Raw genomic sequence first — 22,569 nt, forward strand, 5'->3', positions numbered from 1 at the left:
GTGTGCTCGCCGCCGCGCTTTTGGTCGGTCTGCTCACCCTCGGTGGGGTCAGTACCGCGGCCGCGACCGTCGTCGACGGTACGCGGACAGGTGCTCGCGTCGCCTCCTCTGAGATCGCTCAGATGACCCTGACCTCGAGCACGAGCCTCGGCAGTAGCTTCTCGACGACAGCAGGCCGGCGAGAGGGATTCCTCGCGAAGGGCCCCAACCTCGCTGTGACCAGGATGGACGCGGTGATCGCCGGTGGGCACAAGACGCGTGCGGCCTGTCATCCGACGGATGTGAATGCCACGACAGCGGTCATGGGGTTCTGCTGGAGCACGGCTGATGACGTCACCGCGAACTGGTTTCCGCAAGGGATAACGGGTAGCGGAGACGGGAAGAACGGGACGACTCTGTACGAGCCCTGCCCGACATGCAGTCCGCGCGAGGTCGTTGCGGTGTCGTGGCGCAGCGGGGCCAGCTATACGCCGTGGGGGGCAGACGGCCTGCAGCGCATCTCCTTCGTGGACGTCACCGATGGAATGGCCGGCGCAACATACAGGCATGTGCTGCTCGTCGAGCCGGACGGCTCCTCGCGCGGGTTCCGAGCCATCAAGAATCACGCCGACGGGATCGTCTGGTATGGGAACAAGCTCTTCCTCTTCACCGGCGGTATCGCGGGAACGTCCGGTGGCGACCAGGTGGTGCGGGTCTTCGATCTCACGCATTTCTGGAAGATGAGTGACGTCGGGTCGAACGAAGTGGGATGCGTGAACGGCCAGTGCTCTGCCGCCAACTCCGCGTTCGCGCTGCCGCAGATCGGTTACTACCGGTACTCCTCGCCGTCCACGTGCGACCCGGCCGGGGTCTCGAAGCCCTGCTTCACCAGCGCCGCACTCGATCGGTCCACCGCGCCGGACTCGATCATCACCACCGAGTACAACGAGGCCGGTCAAGGGCGTATAGTCCGCTGGCCGCTCGAGGCGAGCACCGCCCTGCTCAAAGAGAACGCGGCGGGAGTCGTGTCCGCCTCCGAAGGCTGGCGCTCCCCGGTCACTCATATGCAGGGCGGTGTCACGTCTGCGGGGCGGGGGATGGTGACGGGTCTGTGCCCGGATGGTGCTCCGGCGGTGTCGTATATGCCAGGCGGCACGGCGGCCGAGTTCGGCCCATACGACAAGTACTGCCTGTGGAAGGTGAACCTCTCCGGGACGGCCCCGACGTTCTCGTACTTCACGACGGTGCCGGCGAACTCGCAGAATGTGAGCTACTGGCCATCGACGGGTCAGCTCTGGCTCGTTAACGAGTTCCGCGGTAGCTATGACGGGGCATACGGCAGCGATCGCCTTGTTCTGCGGTTCGACTGCCCCGCCATGACCTGCTCATGACCGGCTGATCGGGGTGTCCTTGATGCGTCAGGGGCACCCCGATCGAAAATCGCGCCTAACGCGGGAAGGCTCGCGCGCATGGAACCCGTCTGGTTCTCCTCTCACACGGTGACTCAGCTGACCATGCTCCTGTTGGCATTCGTCCTCTCGGCGATGATCGGCTTCGAGCGGCGTCGAAAGCTCAAGAGCGCTGGTCTGCGCACTCACACCCTCGTCGGTCTCGGCTCAGCGGTGTTCACACTCGTCAGTGCGTTCGGTTTTCAGGGAGTGCTCGACGCGGAGACGATCGTCGACCCCTCGCGGATCGCTGCTCAGATCGTCTCGGGCGTCGGGTTCCTCGGAGCGGGCGTCATCTTCGTGCGCAGATCATCAGTGTCGGGCCTGACCACCGCTGCCTCGATCTGGTCTACCTCGGCCATCGGCATGGCCTGTGGCGCAGGGCAGCCAACGCTTGCCATGATCGCCGCGTCGTTGCACCTGCTCGCCGTGACGCTGCTCGGTCGGCTCAGCGGATCACGGGCGTTGTCGCAGACTCAGCTCATCGTCCGGCTTCGACCCAAGCGAGGCGCACTCCCGCGCCTGGCGATGATCGCCTCCGAGCACGGCTATGCTGCGACGATCCTCTCCGCTGAGTGCGTCGAACGACGCGACAAACCCGACTTCTTCATCGCGAAACTCGTGGTGCAGGGACCGGCGTCCGGGCTCGAGAGGTTCCTCCACGAGTTGTCCGCCGTCCCTGGGGTTAAGTCCGTTCAGATCCCGGGTAGCCAAGATGCCTGAGGCGACCCTCTCGGGATCAAGACATCGTCGACAGGCCCCGATGTGCAACGCGAGCACGAAGGGCAGCAGGGGATTGGAGGGGCCTTTCGCCGCCACCCGGGGTCTCGGCAGCAAGCAAGGGTGTCGGCGACTGGGAGGAAAAGGGCGTCAGATCCGGACGCCCGAGCGGATCACACCCCGACGTGCGTCCTCGCGCCACAGCGTCGAGGGGTCGGCGAGCGGGTCGGATGCCAGCAGCACGGCGTCCCCGTACGCGCCCGGTCGCAGGTGTCCCAGCGCGGTATCCCCGATCAGCTCGGCGTTCACGACGGTCATCGACTGCAGTGTCCTGGCGGCACCGCTGGCCTCGACCTGCAGACGCACCCCGGCGAGCTGGTCGTCTTCGAGGTCGCCCATCAGGTCGCTGCCGAAGCCGACCCGCACGCCGGCGGCGTGGGCGAGCCGCACGGCATCCTGCCCCTTCGTCAGCACCTCGGCGTTCTTCGCGAGCGAGACGGCGTTCAGCCCGATCTCGGCGCCGCGGCGGTCCATCGCGTCGTACGCGGCCAGGGTGGGCACGAGGAAAGCACCCGCCTCGGCCATCATCTCGGCCGTCGTCTCGTCGATGAGGTTGCCGTGCTCGATCGAGCGGATGCCGGCACGCACCGCATGCTGCACGGCCTCGGACGAGTACGCGTGCGCGGCGACGTAACTGCCGCGGCGGGTGGCCTCGTCGACCACGGCGCGCAGCTCGTCGGGGGAGTACTGCGGCACGCGGATCGGGTCGGTCAGCGAGAACACCCCGCCCGAGGCCATCACCTTGATCGCGTGCGCGCCGGTGCGCAGCCGCTCGCGCACCGCGACGCGCAGTGCGTCGACCCCGTCGACGACCTCGCACATGTGCCCGTGCGAGAAGCACACGTCGACGTGGGCGGCGCGCGGATCGCCGTGCCCGCCGGTCTGACTGAGCGCGGGGCCGGTGAAGTGGTACCGCGGGGACGGGAAGAGTCCGGCGTCGATCGCCTGCGCGAGCCCGATGTCGCCGCCCGCGACGTCGCGCACGGTCGTGAATCCGCGCTGCAGCGCGTGGGTGAGCCGTCGGGCGCCGTTGAGGGCGGCGTAGCTGAGCGGGCCGCGCTCGTTCTCGAACCCGTCCATGCTGGTGGCGTAGGCGTGGAAGTGCGCGTCGATGAGCCCGGGCACGACCCAGAGGTCGGCGCCGTCGACCACGTCGGCGTCGGGCTGCGGGCGCTCGCACACCCTTCCCTTGGCGAAGTGCAGGTCGCGGCGCTCGAAGCGCTCGCCGTCCCAGATCTGGGCGCCGGTGATCGTCAGGGGTGCTGCGGGTGCGGACATGCTCATGTCTCCTCGGTTCTCTCGGTCAGCGCAGGCTGAAGCCGTCGGCGACGGGGTCGTTCTCGTCGAGTTCGAACGTGCAGGCTCCGACCCGGTGCGCGGTGCCGCGGACTTCGGGGATGACGCCCGCGGTGGTGCGCTCGGCGACCCGGGCGAGGAAGCGGGTGCCGATGATCGAGTCGTGTGTGAGCGTCTTGCCGTCGGCGAGCTCGCCGGTCGCCGCGAGCAGCGCCACCCGTGCCGCGGTGCCGGATCCGCAGGGGCTGCGGTCGACCTCGCCGTCGGCGAACACCGTCACGTTGCGCTGGTGGGGACCCGCGTCGGTGCGCCCGAGATCGTCGAACAGGATGGTGCCGTAGACCCCCGAGAGACGGTCGTCCTCGAGCTGCGCGGCCGGATGCTCGTTGAGCGCCCACTTGATTTCGCGGCCGATCGCGATGAGATCGGTGGTGTGCTGCGGGGCGACCGCGAGCCCGACGGCTGAGGCGGGCAGCGTCGCGTAGACCGCGCCGCCGAAGACGAGGTCGACCTCGACATCGCCGCGCGACGTGCGCAGCGGGATGCCGCGGGCGAGCACCCGGGATTCGACGTTGCGGAAGACGATCTCGTCGATGCGCCCTGCGCTCTGGCGCACCAGCGCCTGCACGCGTCCGCTCGGAACGTCGATCGTCACCGCCGTCTCGCCGTCGGGGTCGGACGGGACTCGGCCGGTGCGCACCGCCCAGGCGCCGAGGGCGATCGTGCCGTGTCCGCACGCCGTCGAGAAGCCGTCCTTGTGCCAGAACAGCACCCCGAAATCGGCGCCCGCGTCGTCGGGCGGGGTGATGAACCCGCCGTACATGTCGTCGTGGCCGCGCGGCTCGAGGCAGAGGAACCGGCGAACGGCATCCGCTTCACCGCTGATCGCCTCGACGCGGCGCTCGGCGACCGTGTCGCCGTGCGTGGGCACGTCCTCGACGATGCGGAACGGCTCGCCGGCGGTGTGCCAGTCCTCCGTGGTCCACTGCATGCGTTCTCCTCCGATGCTCGAACGGTTCCGTGTCCGGCGCTCAGACGGCCAGCCGGGCGACGGCGAGATCCTGCCACCCCATGCCGCACGTCTTCACGATCCGCGGGCGGTCGGTCGCGGCGGGGGTCGCGCCGGTGAACAGTTCGTGCATCGTCACGACGTCGTCGAGCCGCAGCATCCCGGCCTCGACCGCCACGAGCACGTCGCCGGCCTCGGATCCGGCGACCCGCCGGCACTCGACCACCACCTGCGATCGCCCGACGAGCGCCGGATCGAGCTCGGTGCGGTCGGCGTCGTGCGAGCCGATCGCGACGACCGTCGCGTCGTCGCGCACGGATTCGGAGGGGAAGAGCGGAGCGGATGCCGAGGTCGCGCAGACGATGAGGTCGGCGGCCGCGATGTCGTCGAGGGTGCCGACTCGCATGTCGGCGTCCGGCGCGTAGGAGCGGGAGGCGTCGACGGCGGATGCCGCGCGCCCGGCATCCCGCCCGATGATGCGCACCGAGCGCAGCGGGCGGATCGCCGCGAACGCCTCGACGTGACGGACCGACTGCGGACCGGTACCGATGACCACGAGATCGCCGGCGCTCTGGTCGGCGAGCACGTCCGCGCAGGCGGCGGAGACCGCTGGGGTGCGCAGGCTCGTCAGCGCGGTGCCGTCGATGATGGCCGTAGGGGCGAGGGTCTCGCCGTCGACGAGGATGTACACGCCCTGGATGCGCTCAAGACCGCGCGCCGGATTGCCGGGTGCGACCGTGGCGAACTTCTGACCCACGGCGCCGCCCGCAGCGGCGGGCATGAGCAGCAGCTGTCCGTTGGGGACGTCGAGGATCTGCCGCGCGAGGTCGTGCTCGGGGTCGAAACCGTCTCGCAGCGTGCTCTGCACGGCCGCGATGGCGGCGGACATGCTCACCCGCTCCGAGAGCAGCTGCGCGTTGACCAGGGCGAGATCGGCGATGACGTCGGGCATGCTCCCAATCTAGGTTCAAAACAGTAATATGTCACGCGCTATCACCGCGTTCTCTGGTGCTCGTCTCGATTGGCGAAGCGGGGGAGGGATGTCGTAAGCTGGACGACGGTGACGTGTCCGAGCGGCCGAAGGTGCAACTCTCGAAAAGTTGTGTAGGGTAACCCCCTACCGTGGGTTCAAATCCCACCGTCACCGCCAGATGAGAACCCCCGAGTGATCGGGGGTTCTCTCGTATCCGGGAGCGGCGCGCGACCAGACAGTGCGCGATCTGCCGATCGGTCACTTCCCCCGCGCGTCCGCGCGCTCCGCGTCGGAGTTCGGCGTCCAGCCGAACCAGCCGTCGTCGGCAGGGATCACACTCCAGTCGCCGCAGGCGAAGACGGTCTTGCCCGCGTACGGGTCGGACGCGCCGTCGAGCGTCCACACCGGAGCCGAGCGCCGCTCCACATCCGTGCAGTCGCCGGCGAGAGCGAAGTCACCGGTGAGCAGGATGACCGCGTCGTCGGAGCTCTCCGACGTCGAGGTGCGCACGGTGATGTCGGTGGCGTCGGCGGGGATCCACGGCGCGTCGACGTCCGCCTCGGCACGGAAAGCCGCGAGATCGTCGAAGGTGTGCGTGGACTGCTGGTGGACGAGCTCCTCGTACACCGCGCATCCGGTCAGGGAGAACCCCGCTGCGGCGATCAGAGCGGAAGCGGCGAGGGCTGTGCGTGCGTTCATGCTTCCAGCCTCGCCGCAGCGGATCCGCGCCGCGTCGTGCGTGCGAGGTATCCGCGTACCTCGCACGGATGATCCGCCACGCGGCGAGCGGCGTCAGCTGCCTGCTTCGGGCCGTCCCGCCCACCAGCCGATCACGTGGCCGATGTGCTGGTGCATGAGGCGCTCCGCGCGCTCGCCCTCGCCTGCCGCCAGCAGGTCCAGCAGCTCGTGGTGCTCGGCTGCCGAGCGCGACAGCTGCTCGGTCGCCAGCAGGCCGGCAAGGCCCGGCAGGCGGGTCTCCTTGCGCAGCTGCGAGATGAGCGCGGCCAGGCGCGGGTTGCCGCTGTGCACGTTGATGGCCTCGTGGAAGGCGCGATCGGCTTCGAGGTACGTGGTGAGGTCGCCGCTGGAGGCGCCCTCGACGATGGCATCCGCCGTCGCGCGCAGCTTCTTGATGACATCCGCCGGGATCTGTCCCGCGAGCTCGCGCATCACCGGCGGCTCGAGCAGTCGCCGCACCGCGACGATGTTCGCCACCTCGTCATCGCGCACCTCGGTGACGCGGAATCCCTTGTTGCGCACCGCCTCGACGAAGCCGAGCTTCTCGAGGTTCAGCATCGCTTCGCGCACCGGCGTGGCCGAGACGTTGAATCGGGCGGCGAGCGCGGGCGCCGAGAAGAGCTCGCCGGGGGCCATCTCTCCGGCGCGGATCGCCGCCTCGAGCGCCACCTCCACGCGCTCACGCAGGTTCATCACCGGCTGCAGGGGAGTGACGACGGAGGGGAGTGTCATGAACGACCACCGATCAAGAAGCGTAGGCAGTGCCATGCGGCATGGCACTGCCTACGAAACTATCGGATGCCGTGGATGCGCGGCGACAGCACGCCGCCCGCGCATCCACGGCGTGGATCACTTGCCGTAGCCCTTGGCGGCGGCTTCTTCGGTGTCGGCGACGATGCGGTCGGCGACGTCCTTCGGAAGGGGCAGGCGCGGCGGGCGGCAGGGGCCGCCGTACAGGCCGAGCACGTCCATCGAGAGCTTGATGGACTCGACGAACTCCGTCTTGGTGTCCCAGCGCAGCAGCTTGTGCAGGTCGCGGTAGATCACCTTGGCGCGCTCGAGGTCGCGCACGTCTCCCGAGGTCGACAGGCGGAACAGCTCGACGGTGGCCTGCGGGATGGCGTTGGGGTAGCCGGCCACCCAGCCGACGGCTCCCGCGATGCCGACCTCGAGAACGCTGTCGTCGGTGCCGATCAGGATGTCGATGTCGGGAGCGAGCTCCTTGATCTCGTAGATGCGCCGGGGGTCGCCGGTGAACTCCTTCACGCCCACCATGTGGCCGGCCTCGTGGATCTCGGCGATCAGGTCGGGCACGAGGTCGACCTTGGTGTCGATGGGGTTGTTGTAGCCCACGATGGGCAGGCCCACCGCTGCGACGGTGGCGTAGTGGTGCTTCACCTGCTCACGGTTCGCCCGATACGTGTTCGGAGGCAGCAGCATGACGCAGTCCGCGCCGGCCTTCGCGGCCTGCTCGGCCCAGTGCGCCGACTGCAGCGCACCGTACGCGCCGACGCCCGCCATCACCGAGAAGCCCTCGGGGGCGGCGTCAACGGCGACCTCGATCACCTTCGCGCGCTCCTGCTCGCTGAGGTTCTGGTATTCACCCAGCGAGCCGTTCGGCGCAATCCCGTCGCAACCGTTCTCGGCGAGGAAGCGCACGTGATCGGCGAAACGGTCGTAGTCGACCGAGAGGTCGTCCTTGAACGGCAGGGCGGATGCGACGATCACGCCATGCCAGGGAGCCTTCTGAGACATCTTTGTTCCTTTCCAGCTTTCGCGGCGCTGAAGCCGTTGGTCATATGTAACATATTACAGTACGGAGGCCATCCAGTGCTCCAACCCTGCGGAATCGATCGGCAGCGCGTCGCTGAGCACCTCGATCCCGCTGTCGGTCACGACGACGTCGTCCTCGATGCGCACGCCGATACCCCGCAGCTCCGGCGGCACGGTCTCATCCCACGCGTGGAAGTACAGACCCGGCTCGACCGTGAGCGCCATGCCCGGCTGCATGCTCGCCTCGAAGTACTGCGCGTACGATGACGCCCCGCAGTCGTGCACGTCGAGTCCGAGGTGGTGTCCGACGCCGCACACGATGTAGCGGCGGTGGTGCTGACCATCCGCCGCGAGCGCTTCGTCGACCGAGACCGGCAGCAGCCCCCAGTCGGAGAGACCCTGTGCGAGCACCTCCATGCACGCGATGTGGAAGTCCCGCCAGTCGCGACCGGGTGCCACCGCGGCGAGGCCGGCGCGGTGCGAGCGCTCGACCAGGTCGTGCACCTCGCGCTGCGCCGTGGTGAAGCGTCCGCTCGCCGGGAGCGTTCGCGTCACATCGGCGGTGTATCCACTGCGGTTCTCCACTCCCATGTCCAGCAGCAGCAGCGCTTCGGGATCGACCGGGCTGTCGGCGCGCACCCAGTGCAGGATGGGCGCATTCGCTCCCGAGCCGACGATGCTCGCGTACCCGGGTGCCTGGCCGACCGTGCGGGCGTGCCGGTCGAAGGTCCCCTGCAGCCAGCGCTCGCCGCCGTGCTGCACGGCGTGGGGGATCTCTCGGCGCACCTGGGCGAATCCCTCGACGGTGTGCTGCACGGCCGCGCGCAGCTCGGCGAGCTCCCACGCGTCCTTCTGCATTCGCAGCGCGGAGAGCGTCTGGGCGAGCTCGGCTGAGCGTGCCCGGCCGCCCAGCTGCCGACCGGGCACGGCGCCCACGACCGCACTGCCCGCGATGAGCGCGTCGTCGGGCACAGCGAGCTCGTCCAGCTCGCGTACGCGCACGTCCAGGGCGTCGGCCAGCTCAGCGGTGCCGGCGAGCGGACCGATCCAGAGCTCGCCGTGGGTGGGGTCGGCGTGGAAGGCGGCGGCGCCGGGACGCGCGGGCGGGATGATGTACAGCGTCGCGTCATGTCCTCCGGCACGGGGGGTGAGCACGAGCACCCCGTCCTCCACGCCGAAGCCCACCAGCCAGAGGAAGTCGCTGTGTGCGCGGAAGTCGAAGAAGAAGTCGTTCAGTCGCGCGTGTGCGCGCCCCGCGGCGACGACGAGGGTGCGACCCGGAAGGGCGGTCGAGAGGCGCTCGCGGTGACGGGCGGCCGCCTGCGCGGCGCCGGGCTCCACCCGAGGCGTGCGGTCGGCATCACCCCAACCGGTTCTCATCCAGTCGGTGAAACCCGAGGCGGCCGCGAGTGACGGCATCCGTGGATCCTGCGAGTCGGAGCGGGCGTTCGGGATGCCGCTCTCCCAGTCGACGACGTGCACCTCGGCGCCGTAGCCGGTGGGCTGGTGGTGGTGATTGCTCATGCTGTCTCCAGAGGGTCTTCGGGCGGGGAACAGGTGCGGATGGCGCACCCGCCGGGTCAGGATCGTTCGCCGCCGCGCCCGCCGAGGCGCCATTCGAGTGCGGTGAACAGCCGCTCGGCGACGCCGTCCATGACGATGCCGTCGTGCTCGTGCTCGTTGGTGACCCACGCGTGCAGCCCGCCCACGCGGGCCGCGGTGTCGAGCGAGAGTCCGGCGTCGACGTACATGTCGTCGAAGTACACCACCGCCTCGACCGGCACTTCGTTCGCGCCGAGCCGCGCGGTGTCGTACAGCTCGATCGGCCATTCCTGTGTGGCGAGCAGCTCGACCCCCGCGCGGAAGCCGCGCAGCGCACGGACTTCCTCGAACATCCAGGGGAACACCATCTCGCCGGTGAACAGCACCGGCCGCGCATCCTCGTCGAACTCCGGGTGCAGTTCCCGCTCGCGCTGCGCCGCCCAGCCCGTCGGCCCTGCGCCGTAGATGCTCTCCTGCAGGGCGATGAACAGCGGGTTGCCGGCGCACGCGGTGGCCGCGCCCACCGAGGCGAGGAAGGTGTCGCTCAAGCGTGTCTCGGCCCGATCGGCGAACGCCTCGTCGAACAGCCAGTGCACCCGATCGAAGCCCGGGCCCATGCCGAAGTCGAAGCCCAGCGTCTGCAGGCGGCGCACGGTGAGGCGGTCGCCGTCTGCGAGGCGGACGTCCTGCGCCTGCAGGGTGTCCGCGACCCGCGCGATGCGCTCGGCGAGGTGCGGGGCGCGCTCACGGAACTGCCGGTTCTTCTCCACCACGCGCGGGAACGTGCGCCGGTAGACCTCCGCCGGGTCGGGATCGAGCGAGGGGAGCCCGCCCGCGACCGCGGAGGCGACGATCGCCTCGGGGAAGGCGGAGAGGTAGTGCAGTGTGAGGAAGCCGCCGTAGCTCTGCCCGATCGTCCACCAGCGGCGCCCGCCGTAGTGTGCGGCGCGCAGCGCCTCGAAGTCGCGCACGATCGAGTCCGCCCGGTGCAGCGACAGCCGTCGCGCGGCCTCCTCGGCCGGCATCTCGGCGAACCGCGACCCCGACAGTGGCGTCGACCGGCCGGTGCCGCGCTGGTCGGGCACGATGAGCCGGAAGCGCGACAGCGCGGCGGCGACCCAGTCGCCCCGACCCACCGGTCGCACGCCCTTGCCGCCGGGACCGCCCTGCAGGTGCAGCAGCAGCGGCAGGTCGTCGTGGCGGCGCTCGGCGGCGACGAATTCACGGGCGAAGATCTCGATGGTCTCGCCGTCGGGGTCGTTCCAGTCCAGGGGCACGGTGGTCCACACGTCGCGGGCCACGATGTCCTTGCCGACGAAGTACGTGCTGTCAGAGGTCACGCAGGTCACCTTGCCTTCCGATGGGGATGCCCGCGGTTCGCAGGCTCCGATCCAGTCTGCCCGGGGCTGCCGGGTCCGGTGGCGCCGCGCCCGCCGTGACCGGTGCCGCGCTCACTGCGCCCGGGTGCGCACCCGGGAGTCGAGCAGCGCGTAGAAGAGGTCGACGATGAGGTTCGAGAGCACGACGAACAGTCCGCCGAGCAGCACGATGGCGATCACGACCGGCCGATCCTGCATGGCGACGCTGGTCACCGCGAGCGCCCCGACGCCCTGCAGGCCGAAGACCTGCTCGATCACGATGACACCACCCAGCAGCAGCCCGATGTCGATGCCGAGCTGGGTGACCAGCGGCGGCATGGCGCTGCGGAAGGCGTGCACGTAGATCACACGCCGCTCGGTTAGTCCCTTCGCGCGTGCCGTGCGCACGTAGTCCTCGCCGAGCACGTCGAGCATCTGCCCGCGGGTGAGCCGCGCGTACACCGCCGCGGTGACCATCGCGAGGGTCAGCCATGGCAGCGCCAGATGCCACGCCCACTGCAGAGGGTCGGTCGCGAAGGGCACGTACCCCGACGGCGGGAACAGGTTCACCCCGAAGCGGGTGGGCAGGTAGTACAGCAGGTACAGGGCGAGCATGCCCAGCACGAAGGTAGGGAAGCTGATGCCGACCAGCGCGAACCCCTGACCCAGGCGGTCGCGGACGCTGCCCGGACGCTTGGCCGAGGCGATGCCGATCGGGATTCCGATCGCGAGCCAAAGGACCACCGCGCCGAAGACCAGCGACATGGTCGCGGGGATCCGGGCCAGTACGAGATCGGCGACAGGCAGGCTCGAGCGGTACGAGAAGCCGAGGTCACCCTGCAGCAGGTTGCCGATGAAGATCAGGTACTGCTCCCAGATCGGCTTGTCGAGGCCGAGGTTCGCCCGAATCTGCGCCATGAGCGCCTCGGTCGCCTTGTCGCCGGCGATGATCCGCGCCGGGTCGGAGGGCGTCACGTAGAACAGCACGAAGATGAACACGCTGAGCAGGAACAGCACCAGCAGGCCGAACCCGATGCGCGACAGCAGGAAGCGGATCATGCCCGCGCTCCCTTCGCAGAGGACGGATCGAGCGCGTCGCGAAGACCGTCGCCGACGAGGTTGAACGTGAGGGTCAGCGCCAGCAGGGCAAGGCCGGGCACGAGCACCATCCAAGGAGCGACGATGTACATCGATCCGTTGGAGGCGTCGGCGAGCATGTTGCCCCAGCTGGGGGTGGGCGGCACGGTGCCGAGGCCCAGGAACGACAGCGTGGCCTCGAACACGATGGCGGCGGGGATCATCAGCGTCGTGTACACCACGATCGGCACGACCAGGTTCGGCAGCACATCGCGAAACATCGTGGCGATGGGGGACTGACCGAGCGAGCGGGCCGTCTCGATGAACTCCCGCTCACGCAGGGCGAGCACCTGCCCGCGGATGACGCGGGCCAGGCCCGCCCAGCTGAAGAACACGATCACCGAGATCGACAGCTGCAGGCTGGGCCCGAGCACCGACACCGTGGCGATCGCGACGAGCAGGAACGGCACGCTCATCACCAGATCGATGACGCGGCTGAGCACCGTGTCGACCACCCCGCCGAAGAAGCCGGCGGTCATCCCGATCAGGATGCCGATCGCCGAGGCCGCCAGTGACGCGACCACGCCGACCAGCAGCGACACCTGGGCGCCGTAGGCGAGCCGCACCAGCAGGTCGCGGCCGAGCTGGTCGGTGCCGAGCAGGAACTCGCCGTTCGGTGGCACGGGCATGCCGGCGGGCGACAGCCCGGTTTCGCGGAACTGCTCGGTGGGACCGTGTCCGGTCCACTGCGCGATCAGGGGCGCGCCGAGGGCGAAGATGACGATGAGCACGATGACGACGGCCGAGCCCACGCTGGCCGGGTCACGGCGCAGCCGGCGGAGGGTGAGCTGCCACGAGCTCTTCACCCCGGATGCCGCGTCGGCGGCGCCCTTCGCCGGGATGAGCAGGGTCAGGGTCTCTTTCGAGAACGGGCTCATGCGTGCGCCTCCGACGGGGTGGGGTCACCGGCATCGCTGAGCGCGCCGAGGAACGCCGCGGCCAGCAGCTTCTTCGTGAACGGCTGCTGCGGCGCGTCGTAGATGGTCTCTGCCTCGCCGAGCTCGATGATGCGCCCGTGCTCCATCACGGCGATGCGGTCGCACATGTGGCGGACGACGGCGAGGTCGTGCGAGATGAACAGATAGGTCAGCCCGAGCTCGCGCTGCAGGTCGTCAAGCAGCTGCAGCACCTGGGCCTGCACCGTGACATCGAGCGCCGAGACCGGCTCGTCGAGGATGATCAGATCGGGGTTGAGCGCGATGGCGCGCGCGATCCCGATCCGCTGACGCTGCCCGCCCGAGAACTGGGCGGGGAAGCGGTTGTAGTGGTCGGGGTCGAGGCCGACCTGCTCGAGCAGCTCGAGGACGCGGCGTTCGCGTTCGCGTGGGGTGCCCACGCCGTGGATGCGCAGCGGGTCGCCGATGATCGATCCGACGCGGCGCTTGGGGTTGAGCGATGAGAAGGGGTCCTGGAAGACCACCTGTACGCGCTGGCGCATCCGCCGCCACTGCGCACCGTTGAGGGTGCGCAGGTCGGTGCCGTCGAAGCGCACGGTGCCCTCCGACGGCGGTACGAGGCCGGCGATCGTGCGGGCGAGCGTGGTCTTGCCGCATCCGCTCTCGCCCACCAGGCCCAGCGTCTCGCCTCGGCGCACCTCGAGGCTGATGCCGTCGAGAACCTTGCGCTCGACGCCGCGCCGCGCCGAGAACGAGACGCTGACATCCGACACCTCGGCGATCGGTGCAGCCGTGACCGGACCGGCCGCGGCGGGGGCGGCATCGCCCGGGGCGGCCTCGGCGAGCTGACCGAGCGGAGCCCGACGCTCGCTCTGCGTGAAGGCGGACGACGCGATCAGGTCGCGCGTGTACGGCTCTCGTGGGCGGCGCAGCACCTCGTCGCTCGTGCCGACCTCGACCTGCTCGCCGCGGTACATGACCATGACGCGGTCGGCGACACTCGCCATCACGCTGAGGTCGTGGCTGATCATCAGCACCGTCGCCCCGAAGTCCTGTTTCATCTCACCGAGGAGCTGCAGGATCTGCGCCTGCACGGTGGAGTCGAGCGCGGTGGTCGGCTCATCCGCGATGATCAGCGCCGGGTCGAGCGAGAGGCTCATGGCGATCATCACGCGCTGACGCATGCCGCCGGAGAACTGGTGCGGGTATGCGTCGAACCGCGACGCCGCATCGCTGATGTGCACCTTGTCGAGCAGCTGGATCGCCCGCGCCTTCGCCGCTTGGCGGGAGACGTTCTCGTGTGCGCGGATCTGCTCGACGATCTGCCATCCGACGGTGTACTGCGGATGCAGGCTGGACAGCGGGTCCTGGAAGATCATGCTGATCTCGCGCCCGCGCTTGCGGCGCAGCCGCTCGGGATCGAGTGTCAGCAGGTCCTCGCCCTGGAAGCGCACCGCGCCGGAGGTGCGTGCCTGCGGGATGAGACCCATCACCGACTGCACGAGCACCGATTTGCCCGAGCCGGATTCGCCGACGATGCCGAAGAACTCGCCCTCGGCGACGTCGAACGAGACGTCCTTCACAGCATGCACGTCGCCGCCCTCGGTGGGGATGTCGACCTTCAGATGGGACACCTCGAGAATGGGCATTCGTTCTCTTCTCTTCCGAGTGGGGCTGCTGCGGCGCGAGCGGGTCGCGCCGCAGCAGCAGGTCGAGCAGCGGCTACTTCGTCAGCCAGACGTTGGCCCAGTCGCCGTTCTGCGCGAGAGCGTAGATCGAGAAGTTCTGCACACGCGCCGAGTGGTAGTTGGCCTTCTTCTTCGCCGCGATGCTGACGATGGGCGAGTCCTCCATGACCGTCTGGTCGACCTGGTGCCACAGCTTGGCGGCCTCTTCGGGCGTGCTGGCCGCCAGAGCCTGGTCGGCCAGGGCGTTCGCCTCGTCGTTGTTGTAGTCGACGTAGTTGTACGCCTGCGGCGTCCCGTCGAAGGTGAACTGGGGCTGGTACACGCTGCGCGCGGCACCGCCGACCCAGTCCGGCGACCAGCCGACCAGCGCGATGTCCCACTCGCCGCCGGACGCGTTCTCGCGGTTGGTCATGAAGTTGGCGTAGTAGTCGGTGGGCGGGACGGGGAAGAGCTCGACGGTGATGCCGGCCTTCTCGAGGCTCGCCTGCACGGTCTGGGCGATGTCGGGCTGCGAGCCGAGGTTGCGGTAGGGGAACTTCAGGGTGAGGTTCTGCACGCCGGCCTTCGCGAGCAGCTCCTTCGCCTTCTCGGGGTCGGCCTTCCCGCTCCCGTCGCCGTACGGGGAGTACTCCTCGTACCCGTTGATCCCGGGTCCGAAGATGCCGTTCGTGACCGTGGCGATGTCGGCACCGCCCATGACCTGCACGACGGCGCTCTTGTCGATCGCGTACTGCAGGGCCTGGCGAACCTCGAGCTTCTGCAGCGCGCCGCCGTTGTTGTCGGACATCGTGTTGATCCACATGAACTGGTCGACCCCGCCGTTCTCGAGCGTCGAGAACTTCTCGTCATTCGCGGCGGTGAGCTGCTGGATGTTCGCAGGTCCCGGCTGGATGTCGAACAGCATGTCGGCGGAACCTGCCTGGAGCTGCTGCATGGCGGCATCCACCTCCACACCCATCGTCATCTCGATGCTGTCGACGTACGCCTTGCGCAGCGGGTCGCTCTTCGCGTTCCACGACGGGTTGCGCGTGAGGGTCAGCTTCACGTCGGGCTTGTGCTCGTCGATCGTGTACGGGCCCGACGAGATGAAGTTGTTGCGGTACTCCGGGGAGTCGGGAAGGTAGTCGAGCACCTCGACGGGGGCCGGGTTGGCGGTCGTCAGGCTGAGCATGGACGTGAAGTCGGATGCCGGCTCGGTGAGGCGGAACACGACGGTCTTGTCGTCGGGCGTCTCGATTCCGGTGATGTCGTTGGCCTCGATGTACTCCTTCATCGCGCCGGCCTCGGGAGCGACATCGGCGAAGCCGTCGCAGAACTGCGCCATGCCGTCGATGAGCGTGATGAAGTAGCTGCCCAGGGCGGCACCGATGTGCGGGTTGCAGATGCGCTTGATGCCGCGCTCGACGTCTTCCGAGACGATCGGGCGGGCGCCGTCGGGCGCATCCCAGGTGGCGCCGTCGCGCAGGGTGATGGTGTAGGTCAGCCCGTCATCGGTCGGCTTGGGCACCTCGGTGGCGAGGTCGCCGACGAGCTTCGAGCGCGTCTCGGCGTCGTTGGATGCCTCGTAGCTGAGCAGCGAGCGGGAGATGACGCGCGTGATGCTGTTCGAGGGCACGTACGCGATCAGCTGCGGATCGATGCGATCGGTGTCGCCGTTGGAGAGCACCTTGAGGGTGCCGCCGGTCTGCGGTTCGCCGGCGTCGCCACCACCGCCGCCGGCGGACGAGCAGCCGCTGAGCACGAGCGCGAAGGCTGAGGCGACGATGAGGGGAGCCAGGGGGGACAGCTTCTTGCGGGCCATAGAGTCGTCCTTGATTCTCGGTCGGATGCCCGCGTCTTCGACGGGCGATGGTCACGGGCCGGCCGTGACGCGCATGTAACATAGCACATGTGAGATGGTGGTCACCAGGGGTGTGAACGTCCTCGGGTCGGCCGTCTCGGACGTCGGCCGCGGGGCCCGAGGTCACTCCGCCGGCGCGGCGCCCTCCAGCCGGTAGCCCATGCCGGCCTCGGTGATGAGGTGCACCGGCCGTGCCGGATCGGATTCCAGCTTCCGGCGCAGCTGTGAGAGGTACAGCCGCAGGTAGCCGGTGTCCTCGACATGCTCGGATCCCCAGATCGTCGTCAGCATCGTCTGGCGGGTGACCAGTCTGCCGGGGTTGCGCACGAGGATCTCGAGCACCCGCCACTCGGTGGGTGTGAGACGCACCTGCCGCACGCTGTCGGCGCTCGAACGGGTGACGCTGCGAGCGGCGAGATCGACGGTCACGTCTCCGAAGCGCACGATCGGCAGCGAGTCATCCTGTGCAGCGCGGCGGGTGAGCGCGCGGATGCGCGCGAGCAGCTCCTCCACGGCGAATGGCTTCGTCAGGTAGTCGTCGGCGCCGGCGTCGAGGGCCTCCACCTTGTCACCCGCTCCGGCGCGACCGGAGACGACGAGGATCGGAGCGTGGGACCACCCCCGGATGGCGCTGATCACCTCGAGACCGTCGAGCTGCGGCATCCCGAGGTCGAGCAGGAAGAGGTCGGGGCGGTGGTCGATCGCCGCGGCGATCGCCTGCGTCCCGTCCGCAGCGGTGACGATCTGGTACCCCTTCGCCGTCAGGGTGATGCGCAGCGCCCGCACGATCTGCGGATCGTCGTCGGCGATGAGGATCTTCACGGCGTCTCCTGTTCGGCGGGCTCCTCCACGACGACGGTGGGGAGTGAGATCACCATCGTGAGGCCCCCGGCGGGGGTGACCTCGGGAGTGAGAGTACCGTGCATCGCCTCGACGAAACCTCGCGAGAGAGCGAGGCCCAGGCCCAGGCCGGTGGTGTTGTCGGTGTCGCCGAGCCGCTGGAACGGCAGGAACATGTCGTCCCGTTTCTCGGGTGGGATGCCGGGGCCGTGGTCGACGATCCGGATCTCGAGCACACCGGAGAACGTGCTCGTGCTGACATGCACCGGCATCCCGGCCGGACTGTAGCGCAGCGCGTTGGTGAGCAGGTTCACGATCACCCGCTGCAGCAGCACCGGATCGGCGCGCGCGAGGACATCGTCGTGATTGACGGCGAGCGAGACATCCCCGGGGCCGAGGTCCAGCTCGTCGAGCGCTGCGGCGATCGCCCCGGCGGGATCGGTCGGGATGTCGGCGATGGCGAGCGATCCCGCCTGCAGCCGACTGACGTCGAGCAGGTCGGTGACCAGTGCCGACAGCGCGGTCAGGCTCTCGTCGGCCGTGTCGAGCAGCTCCTCCCTGTCGTCGGGTGCCATCTCGGCGCCGGCCGACTTCAGCCCGCCGACAGCGGCGGCAGCGGCGGCAAGAGGGCGCCGCAGGTCGTGGCTGAGTGCCGAGAGCAGCGCGCCGCGGACACGATCGGAGGCGGCGATGGGCTCCATCTCCTTCGCGGTGCGCTCGAGATGCTCGTGCTCGAGGGCCGCTTTCAGCTGGGCTGTCACGACGGCGAGCAGCCTGCCCTCGGACGCGGCGAGATCCGCGCCGTGCAGCTCGAGCACCACATCGTCGGCGATCGCGATCACCGTGTGCCGGTTATCCGCCAGCGGCTCGCCGGAGCGGGCGAGCACGTCGCCGGCGGCGACGAGACGGACGCCGGACAGATGAAACGCCTCGCGGGTGCGGTCGACGAGCGCCTGGATCGCGCTCTCACCGCGCAGCACGCTGCCGGCGATCGTCTGGATCAGCTCGGCCTCAGCGGCTGAGCGTCGTGCCGCGCGCGTGAAGTGAGCGGCACGGTCGACGATGAAGCTGACCAGGCTGGCGATCACGACGTACAGCACCAGCGCCAGCGCGAGGTGCGGCTCGTAGATGTGCACGGTGAAGAGCGGCTCGACGAACAGGAAATCGATCGTGAGCCCCGAGAGCACGGCCGCGAACAGCGCCGGCCAGAATCCGCCGACCAGGGCGACGACCACCACGAGCAGCTGGAAGCTCAGCACGTCAGTGGTGATGGAATCCTCACCGCGCACGAGGAAGAGCGCACCGGTGAGGAGGGGGCCGGCGATCAGCGCCAGCACGAAGCCGAGGATCCGCCTTCTGATGCTGAGCGCGCCCGTGAGAGGCGGAAGCGTCATCCTGCGTCCCGCCGCGGCGTGGTTGACCATGTGCACGTCGATGTCGCCCGACTCGCGCACCACGGTCGCGCCGATGCCAGGCCCGGTCACGGCGGCGGCGAATCGGCCCCTGCGACTCGCGCCCAGCACGAGCTGCGTGGCGTTCACCGAGCGGGCGAACTCGACGAGCGCCGTGGGGATGTCTTCGCCGACGACCTGGTGGTACGTGCCGTTCAGCTTCTCGACGAGCGTCTGCTGCTGAGCCAGCGCCCCGGGGCTCGTGCTCTTGAGCCCGTCCTGACTGGTGACGTGCACGGCGATCAGCTCGCCGCCTGCCGATCGCGCGGCGATGCGCGCCCCGCGGCGCAGCAGCGTCTCTCCCTCGGGGCCGCCGGTGAGCGCCACCACGACGCGCTCGCGTGCCTCCCACGTGGAGTCGATGCCGTGGGCCCTTCGGTATCCGTTCAGCGCCTGGTCGACCTCATCCGCGAGCCAGATGAGGGCCAGTTCCCTCAACGCGGTCAGATTGCCCAGGCGGAAGTAGTTCGACAGCGCAGCGTCGATGCGCTCCGCCGGATAGACCAGTCCGGTGCTGAGCCGGTCGCGCAGTGCCTGCGGCGCAAGATCGACGAGCTCGATCTGATCCGCGCCGCGCAGGAAGCTGTCCGGCACAGTCTCGCGTTGCGGGGCGCCGGTGATCTGCTCGACCACGTCGTGCAGCGACTCCACGTGCTGGATGTTCACCGTCGAGATCACGTCGATCCCCGCGTCGAGCAGCTCCTGCACGTCCTGCCAGCGCTTCTCGTTCACGGAGCCCGCCGCGTTCGTGTGCGCCAGTTCGTCGACGAGCGCCACCTCGGGCCGCCGCGCGAGCACCGCGGCGAGGTCCATCTCCTCGAGGGTGACGCCGCGATGGGTGACGCGGGCGCGGGGGATCGACGGCAGGTTCTCGGTCAGGGCGGCGGTGGCATGTCGGCCGTGCGTCTCGATGATCGCGATGACCACGTCGGAGCCCTCGACCTGCAGTCGCCGACCCTCCTCGAGCATCGCGAACGTCTTGCCGACGCCGGGGGCGGCGCCGAGCAGCACTCGGAGCCGCCCGCGTCGTGACATGATCATCCCCTCGCAGAATCCAGTGCGACGTTCATCTCCAGCACATTGACCGTCGGTGAGCCCAGGTAGCCGAGCTCGGGGCCGCTGGTGTGCGCCTCGAGCAGGTCGCGCACCTCGGCGACGGAAAGCCTACGGGCATCCGCGATCCGCTGGACCTGGATCGCGGCGTACTCCGGACTGATGTCCGGGTCGAGACCGGACGCCGACGCGGTGACGGCGTCGGCAGGGACCGCCGATTCGGCGACGCCGTTGAACCGCGCGATCTCGGCCCTGCGCTTCGCGATCGCGGCGATGAGCTCCTCGTTCTCGGGCCCGTAGTTCGAACCCGACGAGGCGCCGCCGTCGTAGCCGTCGCCGGCTGCCGAGGGCCGCGGCTGGAAGTACTCGGGCAGCGGATCGCCGTCGGCATCCGTGAAATTCTGACCGATCAGGGCCGAGCCGACGATCCGGCCGTCGTGGTGCACCAGGGAGCCGTTCGCCTGGACGGGGAGCAGGAGCTGGCCGATCAGGGTGATCGCCAGGGTGTAGCCGACGCCGAGCAGGATCGTCAGCAGAGCCATCGCGCGCAGCGCGACCCAGCTGGTGCGCGCGGAGCGGCGGGTGAAAGTGCTCATGGTTCGTTCTTCGTTCGTCAGCTCAGAATCCGGGGACGAGGCGCACGACGAGGTCGATCAGCCAGATCCCGATGAAGGGGGTGAGGACACCGCCGATGCCGTAGACCGCGAGATTGCGGCCGAGGATCCGCGTTGCGCTGCCGGCGCGGTACCGCACGCCGCGCAGGGCGAGCGGGATGAGGAACACGATCACGATCGCGTTGAAGATCACGGCCGACAGTACGGCGGATGCGGGGGAGTGCAGGCCCATCACGTTGAGTGCGCCGAGCTGCGGGAAGACGCCCATGAACATCGCCGGGATGATCGCGAAGTACTTCGCGATGTCGTTGGAGATCGAGAACGTCGTCAGCGCTCCTCTCGTGATGAGCAGCTGCTTGCCGACCCGGACGATGTCGATCAGCTTCGACGGGTCGGAGTCGAGGTCAACCATGTTGCCGGCCTCTTTCGCGGCGGACGTGCCCGAGTTCATCGCGACCCCGACATCCGCCTGCGCGAGAGCGGGCGCGTCGTTGGTGCCGTCGCCGGTCATCGCGACGAGGTTGCCGCCTTCCTGCTCCTTGCGGATGTAGGCGAGCTTGTCCTCGGGGGTGGCCTCCGCGAGGAAGTCGTCCACGCCGGCCTCTTCGGCGATCGCTGCGGCGGTGAGCGGGTTGTCTCCCGTGATCATCACCGTGCGGATGCCCATGGCCCGCATCTCCGCGAATTTCGCAGGCAGACCCTCCTTGACGACATCCTTCAGATGCACCACGCCGAGCACTCGGCCTTCTCCCTCGGCGTCGCGCACGGCGACGACGAGAGGAGTGCCGCCGGTCTGCGAGATCCGCTCCACGGCATGCTCGATCTCCGCCAGTTGCTCCGACCGCGGGGCGGAGCCTGCGCTTTGGAGCCAGGCCACGATCGCTGAGGTCGCGCCCTTGCGGACGCTCACCCCATCTGAGGTGTCCAGCCCCGACATGCGCGTCTGCGCGGTGAACGGCACGATCTCCCCGGAGATCGTCGTCTCCACCTCCACGCCCTTCTCACGAGCGAGGTCGACGATGGAGGTGCCCTCCGGTGTGGGATCCGCCAGGGAAGAGAGAGCCGCGTAGCGCATCAGCTCCTCGTGACGCGCCCCTGTCGTAGGGACGAAGGCGGTGGCCCGTCGGTTGCCGTACGTGATCGTTCCGGTCTTGTCGAGCAGAAGCGTGGTCACGTCGCCTGCTGCCTCGACGGCGCGGCCCGACATCGCGAGGACGTTGCGCTGCACGAGCCGGTCCATTCCCGCGATGCCGATCGCGCTGAGCAGCGCGCCGATGGTCGTGGGGATGAGGCACACCAGCAGCGCAACCAGCACCGCGACGCTCACCGGCGCCGCCGCGTACGACGCGATGGGGTTCAGGGTGAGGCCCACGACGACGAAGATGATCGACAGGCTCGCGAGCAGGATGTTGAGGGCGACCTCGTTGGGCGTCTTCTGCCGTGCCGCGCCCTCGACGAGCGCGATCATCCGGTCGACGAACGTCTCGCCGGGACGTGAGGTCACCCGGACGACGATCCGGTCGCTGAGAACGCGCGTTCCGCCGGTGACCGCCGAGCGGTCACCGCCCGACTCGCGGACCACGGGGGCGGATTCCCCGGTGATCGCCGACTCGTCCACCGATGCGATACCGGACACGATGTCGCCGTCAGCGGGGATGAGCTCACCGGCTGCGACGATCACGATGTCGCCCAGGGTGAGCTGCGACGACGCCACCTCCGAGACGGCGGCGCGCTCGGCAGCCGGATCGGCGGCCGCGTCGTATCCCTCGACACGCCGTGCCGTCGTGCTCTGGCGGGTCTTGCGCAGGGTTTCCGCCTGCGCCTTGCCGCGGCCCTCGGCGACCGACTCGGCGAAGTTCGCGAAGAGCACGGTCAGCCAGAGGCAGATCGCGATGGCGCCGGTGAAAGACCAGGGCACCTGCGTGCCACCGGACTCGGCCGGACCGCCGACGAACGGCTCGGCCACGGCGAGGACGGACGTGAGGACCGCGCCAACCCAGACGATGAACATCACCGGGTTGCGCCACTGCTCCCGCGGGTGCAGTTTGCGCAGGGCGCCGGGAAGGGCGGCGCGCACCTGCGGCCACGAGAACGATCCTCGTGTGCGGGGAGCGGTCGTCGACTGGGGACGAGGTTCAGTGAGTACGGACATGG

At 69.2% G+C, this 22,569-nt stretch carries 18 protein-coding genes and 1 tRNA gene; 3 read left to right on the top strand and 16 right to left on the bottom strand.

Annotated features, from left to right (window positions below):
- The first annotated feature begins 2 nt into the window (after positions 1-2).
- Positions 3-1,370, top strand: coding sequence for a hypothetical protein (locus tag ACWIDW_RS07090; protein WP_454124090.1), 1,368 nt, complete (start codon positions 3-5; stop codon positions 1,368-1,370).
- Positions 1,371-1,478: 108 nt separating this feature from the next.
- The gene (locus ACWIDW_RS07095) at positions 1,479-2,150 is read left to right on the top strand and encodes an MgtC/SapB family protein (RefSeq protein WP_454124091.1); all 672 of its coding nucleotides are present in this window, start codon (positions 1,479-1,481) and stop codon (positions 2,148-2,150) included.
- 147 nt (positions 2,151-2,297) lie between these two features.
- Here the strand turns inward: ACWIDW_RS07095 and ACWIDW_RS07100 are convergent, their stop codons facing one another.
- Genes ACWIDW_RS07100 through ACWIDW_RS07110 form a run of 3 tightly spaced genes read right to left on the bottom strand, consistent with a single transcriptional unit; the run spans position 2,298 to position 5,464 of the window.
- Positions 2,298-3,485, bottom strand: coding sequence for an amidohydrolase family protein (locus ACWIDW_RS07100; RefSeq protein ID WP_454124093.1), 1,188 nt, complete (start codon positions 3,483-3,485; stop codon positions 2,298-2,300).
- 25 nt (positions 3,486-3,510) lie between these two features.
- Entirely contained in the window at positions 3,511-4,494 is a 984-nt protein-coding gene (locus tag ACWIDW_RS07105) for a proline racemase family protein (RefSeq protein ID WP_454124095.1), read from the bottom strand.
- Positions 4,495-4,534: 40 nt separating this feature from the next.
- Positions 4,535-5,464 carry an ornithine cyclodeaminase family protein gene (locus ACWIDW_RS07110; protein ID WP_454124097.1) on the bottom strand — a complete coding sequence of 310 codons (930 nt, stop codon included), beginning with the start codon at positions 5,462-5,464 and terminating at the stop codon, positions 4,535-4,537.
- Positions 5,465-5,571: 107 nt separating this feature from the next.
- Between ACWIDW_RS07110 and ACWIDW_RS07115 the strand changes: the two genes are divergently transcribed.
- A tRNA-Ser gene (locus tag ACWIDW_RS07115) sits at positions 5,572-5,662 on the top strand.
- Positions 5,663-5,743: 81 nt separating this feature from the next.
- Here the strand turns inward: ACWIDW_RS07115 and ACWIDW_RS07120 are convergent.
- The 13 genes from ACWIDW_RS07120 to kdpB all read right to left on the bottom strand — a co-directional run bounded on the left by ACWIDW_RS07120 (position 5,744) and on the right by kdpB (position 22,567).
- Entirely contained in the window at positions 5,744-6,184 is a 441-nt protein-coding gene (locus ACWIDW_RS07120; RefSeq protein ID WP_454124099.1) for a hypothetical protein, read from the bottom strand.
- A gap of 93 nt (positions 6,185-6,277) precedes the next feature.
- Positions 6,278-6,955, bottom strand: coding sequence for a GntR family transcriptional regulator (locus ACWIDW_RS07125; RefSeq protein ID WP_313480023.1), 678 nt, complete (start codon positions 6,953-6,955; stop codon positions 6,278-6,280).
- A gap of 117 nt (positions 6,956-7,072) precedes the next feature.
- Positions 7,073-7,978, bottom strand: coding sequence for a dihydrodipicolinate synthase family protein (locus tag ACWIDW_RS07130; protein WP_071641672.1), 906 nt, complete (start codon positions 7,976-7,978; stop codon positions 7,073-7,075).
- Between the two features lie 54 nt (positions 7,979-8,032).
- Complete coding sequence (locus tag ACWIDW_RS07135) at positions 8,033-9,520, bottom strand: aminopeptidase P family protein (protein WP_454124101.1); 1,488 nt, start codon at positions 9,518-9,520, stop codon at positions 8,033-8,035.
- A gap of 56 nt (positions 9,521-9,576) precedes the next feature.
- On the bottom strand, positions 9,577-10,878 hold the full coding sequence (locus tag ACWIDW_RS07140; RefSeq protein ID WP_454124103.1) for an alpha/beta fold hydrolase: 1,302 nt from the start codon (positions 10,876-10,878) through the stop codon (positions 9,577-9,579).
- A 111-nt stretch (positions 10,879-10,989) separates the two neighbouring features.
- Positions 10,990-11,955 carry an ABC transporter permease gene (locus tag ACWIDW_RS07145; RefSeq protein WP_071641670.1) on the bottom strand — a complete coding sequence of 322 codons (966 nt, stop codon included), beginning with the start codon at positions 11,953-11,955 and terminating at the stop codon, positions 10,990-10,992.
- Positions 11,952-12,911, bottom strand: a complete 960-nt coding sequence (locus tag ACWIDW_RS07150; RefSeq protein WP_191712723.1) for an ABC transporter permease — start codon at positions 12,909-12,911, stop codon at positions 11,952-11,954. The genes ACWIDW_RS07145 and ACWIDW_RS07150 overlap by 4 nt, the downstream gene beginning before the upstream one ends.
- Positions 12,908-14,578 carry an ABC transporter ATP-binding protein gene (locus tag ACWIDW_RS07155; RefSeq protein WP_191712724.1) on the bottom strand — a complete coding sequence of 557 codons (1,671 nt, stop codon included), beginning with the start codon at positions 14,576-14,578 and terminating at the stop codon, positions 12,908-12,910. Before ACWIDW_RS07155 ends, ACWIDW_RS07150 begins: the two co-directional genes overlap by 4 nt.
- Positions 14,579-14,651: 73 nt before the next feature.
- Positions 14,652-16,418, bottom strand: coding sequence for an ABC transporter substrate-binding protein (locus ACWIDW_RS07160; RefSeq protein WP_454124105.1), 1,767 nt, complete (start codon positions 16,416-16,418; stop codon positions 14,652-14,654).
- Between the two features lie 162 nt (positions 16,419-16,580).
- Entirely contained in the window at positions 16,581-17,279 is a 699-nt protein-coding gene (locus ACWIDW_RS07165) for a response regulator (RefSeq protein ID WP_454124107.1), read from the bottom strand.
- Positions 17,276-19,783 (bottom strand): ATP-binding protein, encoded by a 2,508-nt coding sequence (locus ACWIDW_RS07170; RefSeq protein WP_454124109.1) that lies wholly within the window; start codon positions 19,781-19,783, stop codon positions 17,276-17,278. The genes ACWIDW_RS07165 and ACWIDW_RS07170 overlap by 4 nt, the downstream gene beginning before the upstream one ends.
- Positions 19,784-19,785: 2 nt before the next feature.
- On the bottom strand, positions 19,786-20,397 hold the full coding sequence (kdpC, locus tag ACWIDW_RS07175) for a potassium-transporting ATPase subunit KdpC (RefSeq protein WP_454124110.1): 612 nt from the start codon (positions 20,395-20,397) through the stop codon (positions 19,786-19,788).
- A 22-nt stretch (positions 20,398-20,419) separates the two neighbouring features.
- Entirely contained in the window at positions 20,420-22,567 is a 2,148-nt protein-coding gene (kdpB, locus tag ACWIDW_RS07180) for a potassium-transporting ATPase subunit KdpB (protein WP_454124112.1), read from the bottom strand.
- Positions 22,568-22,569: the final 2 nt, after the last annotated feature.

It is taken from the genome of Microbacterium sp. NPDC055312 (genome assembly GCF_053645675.1).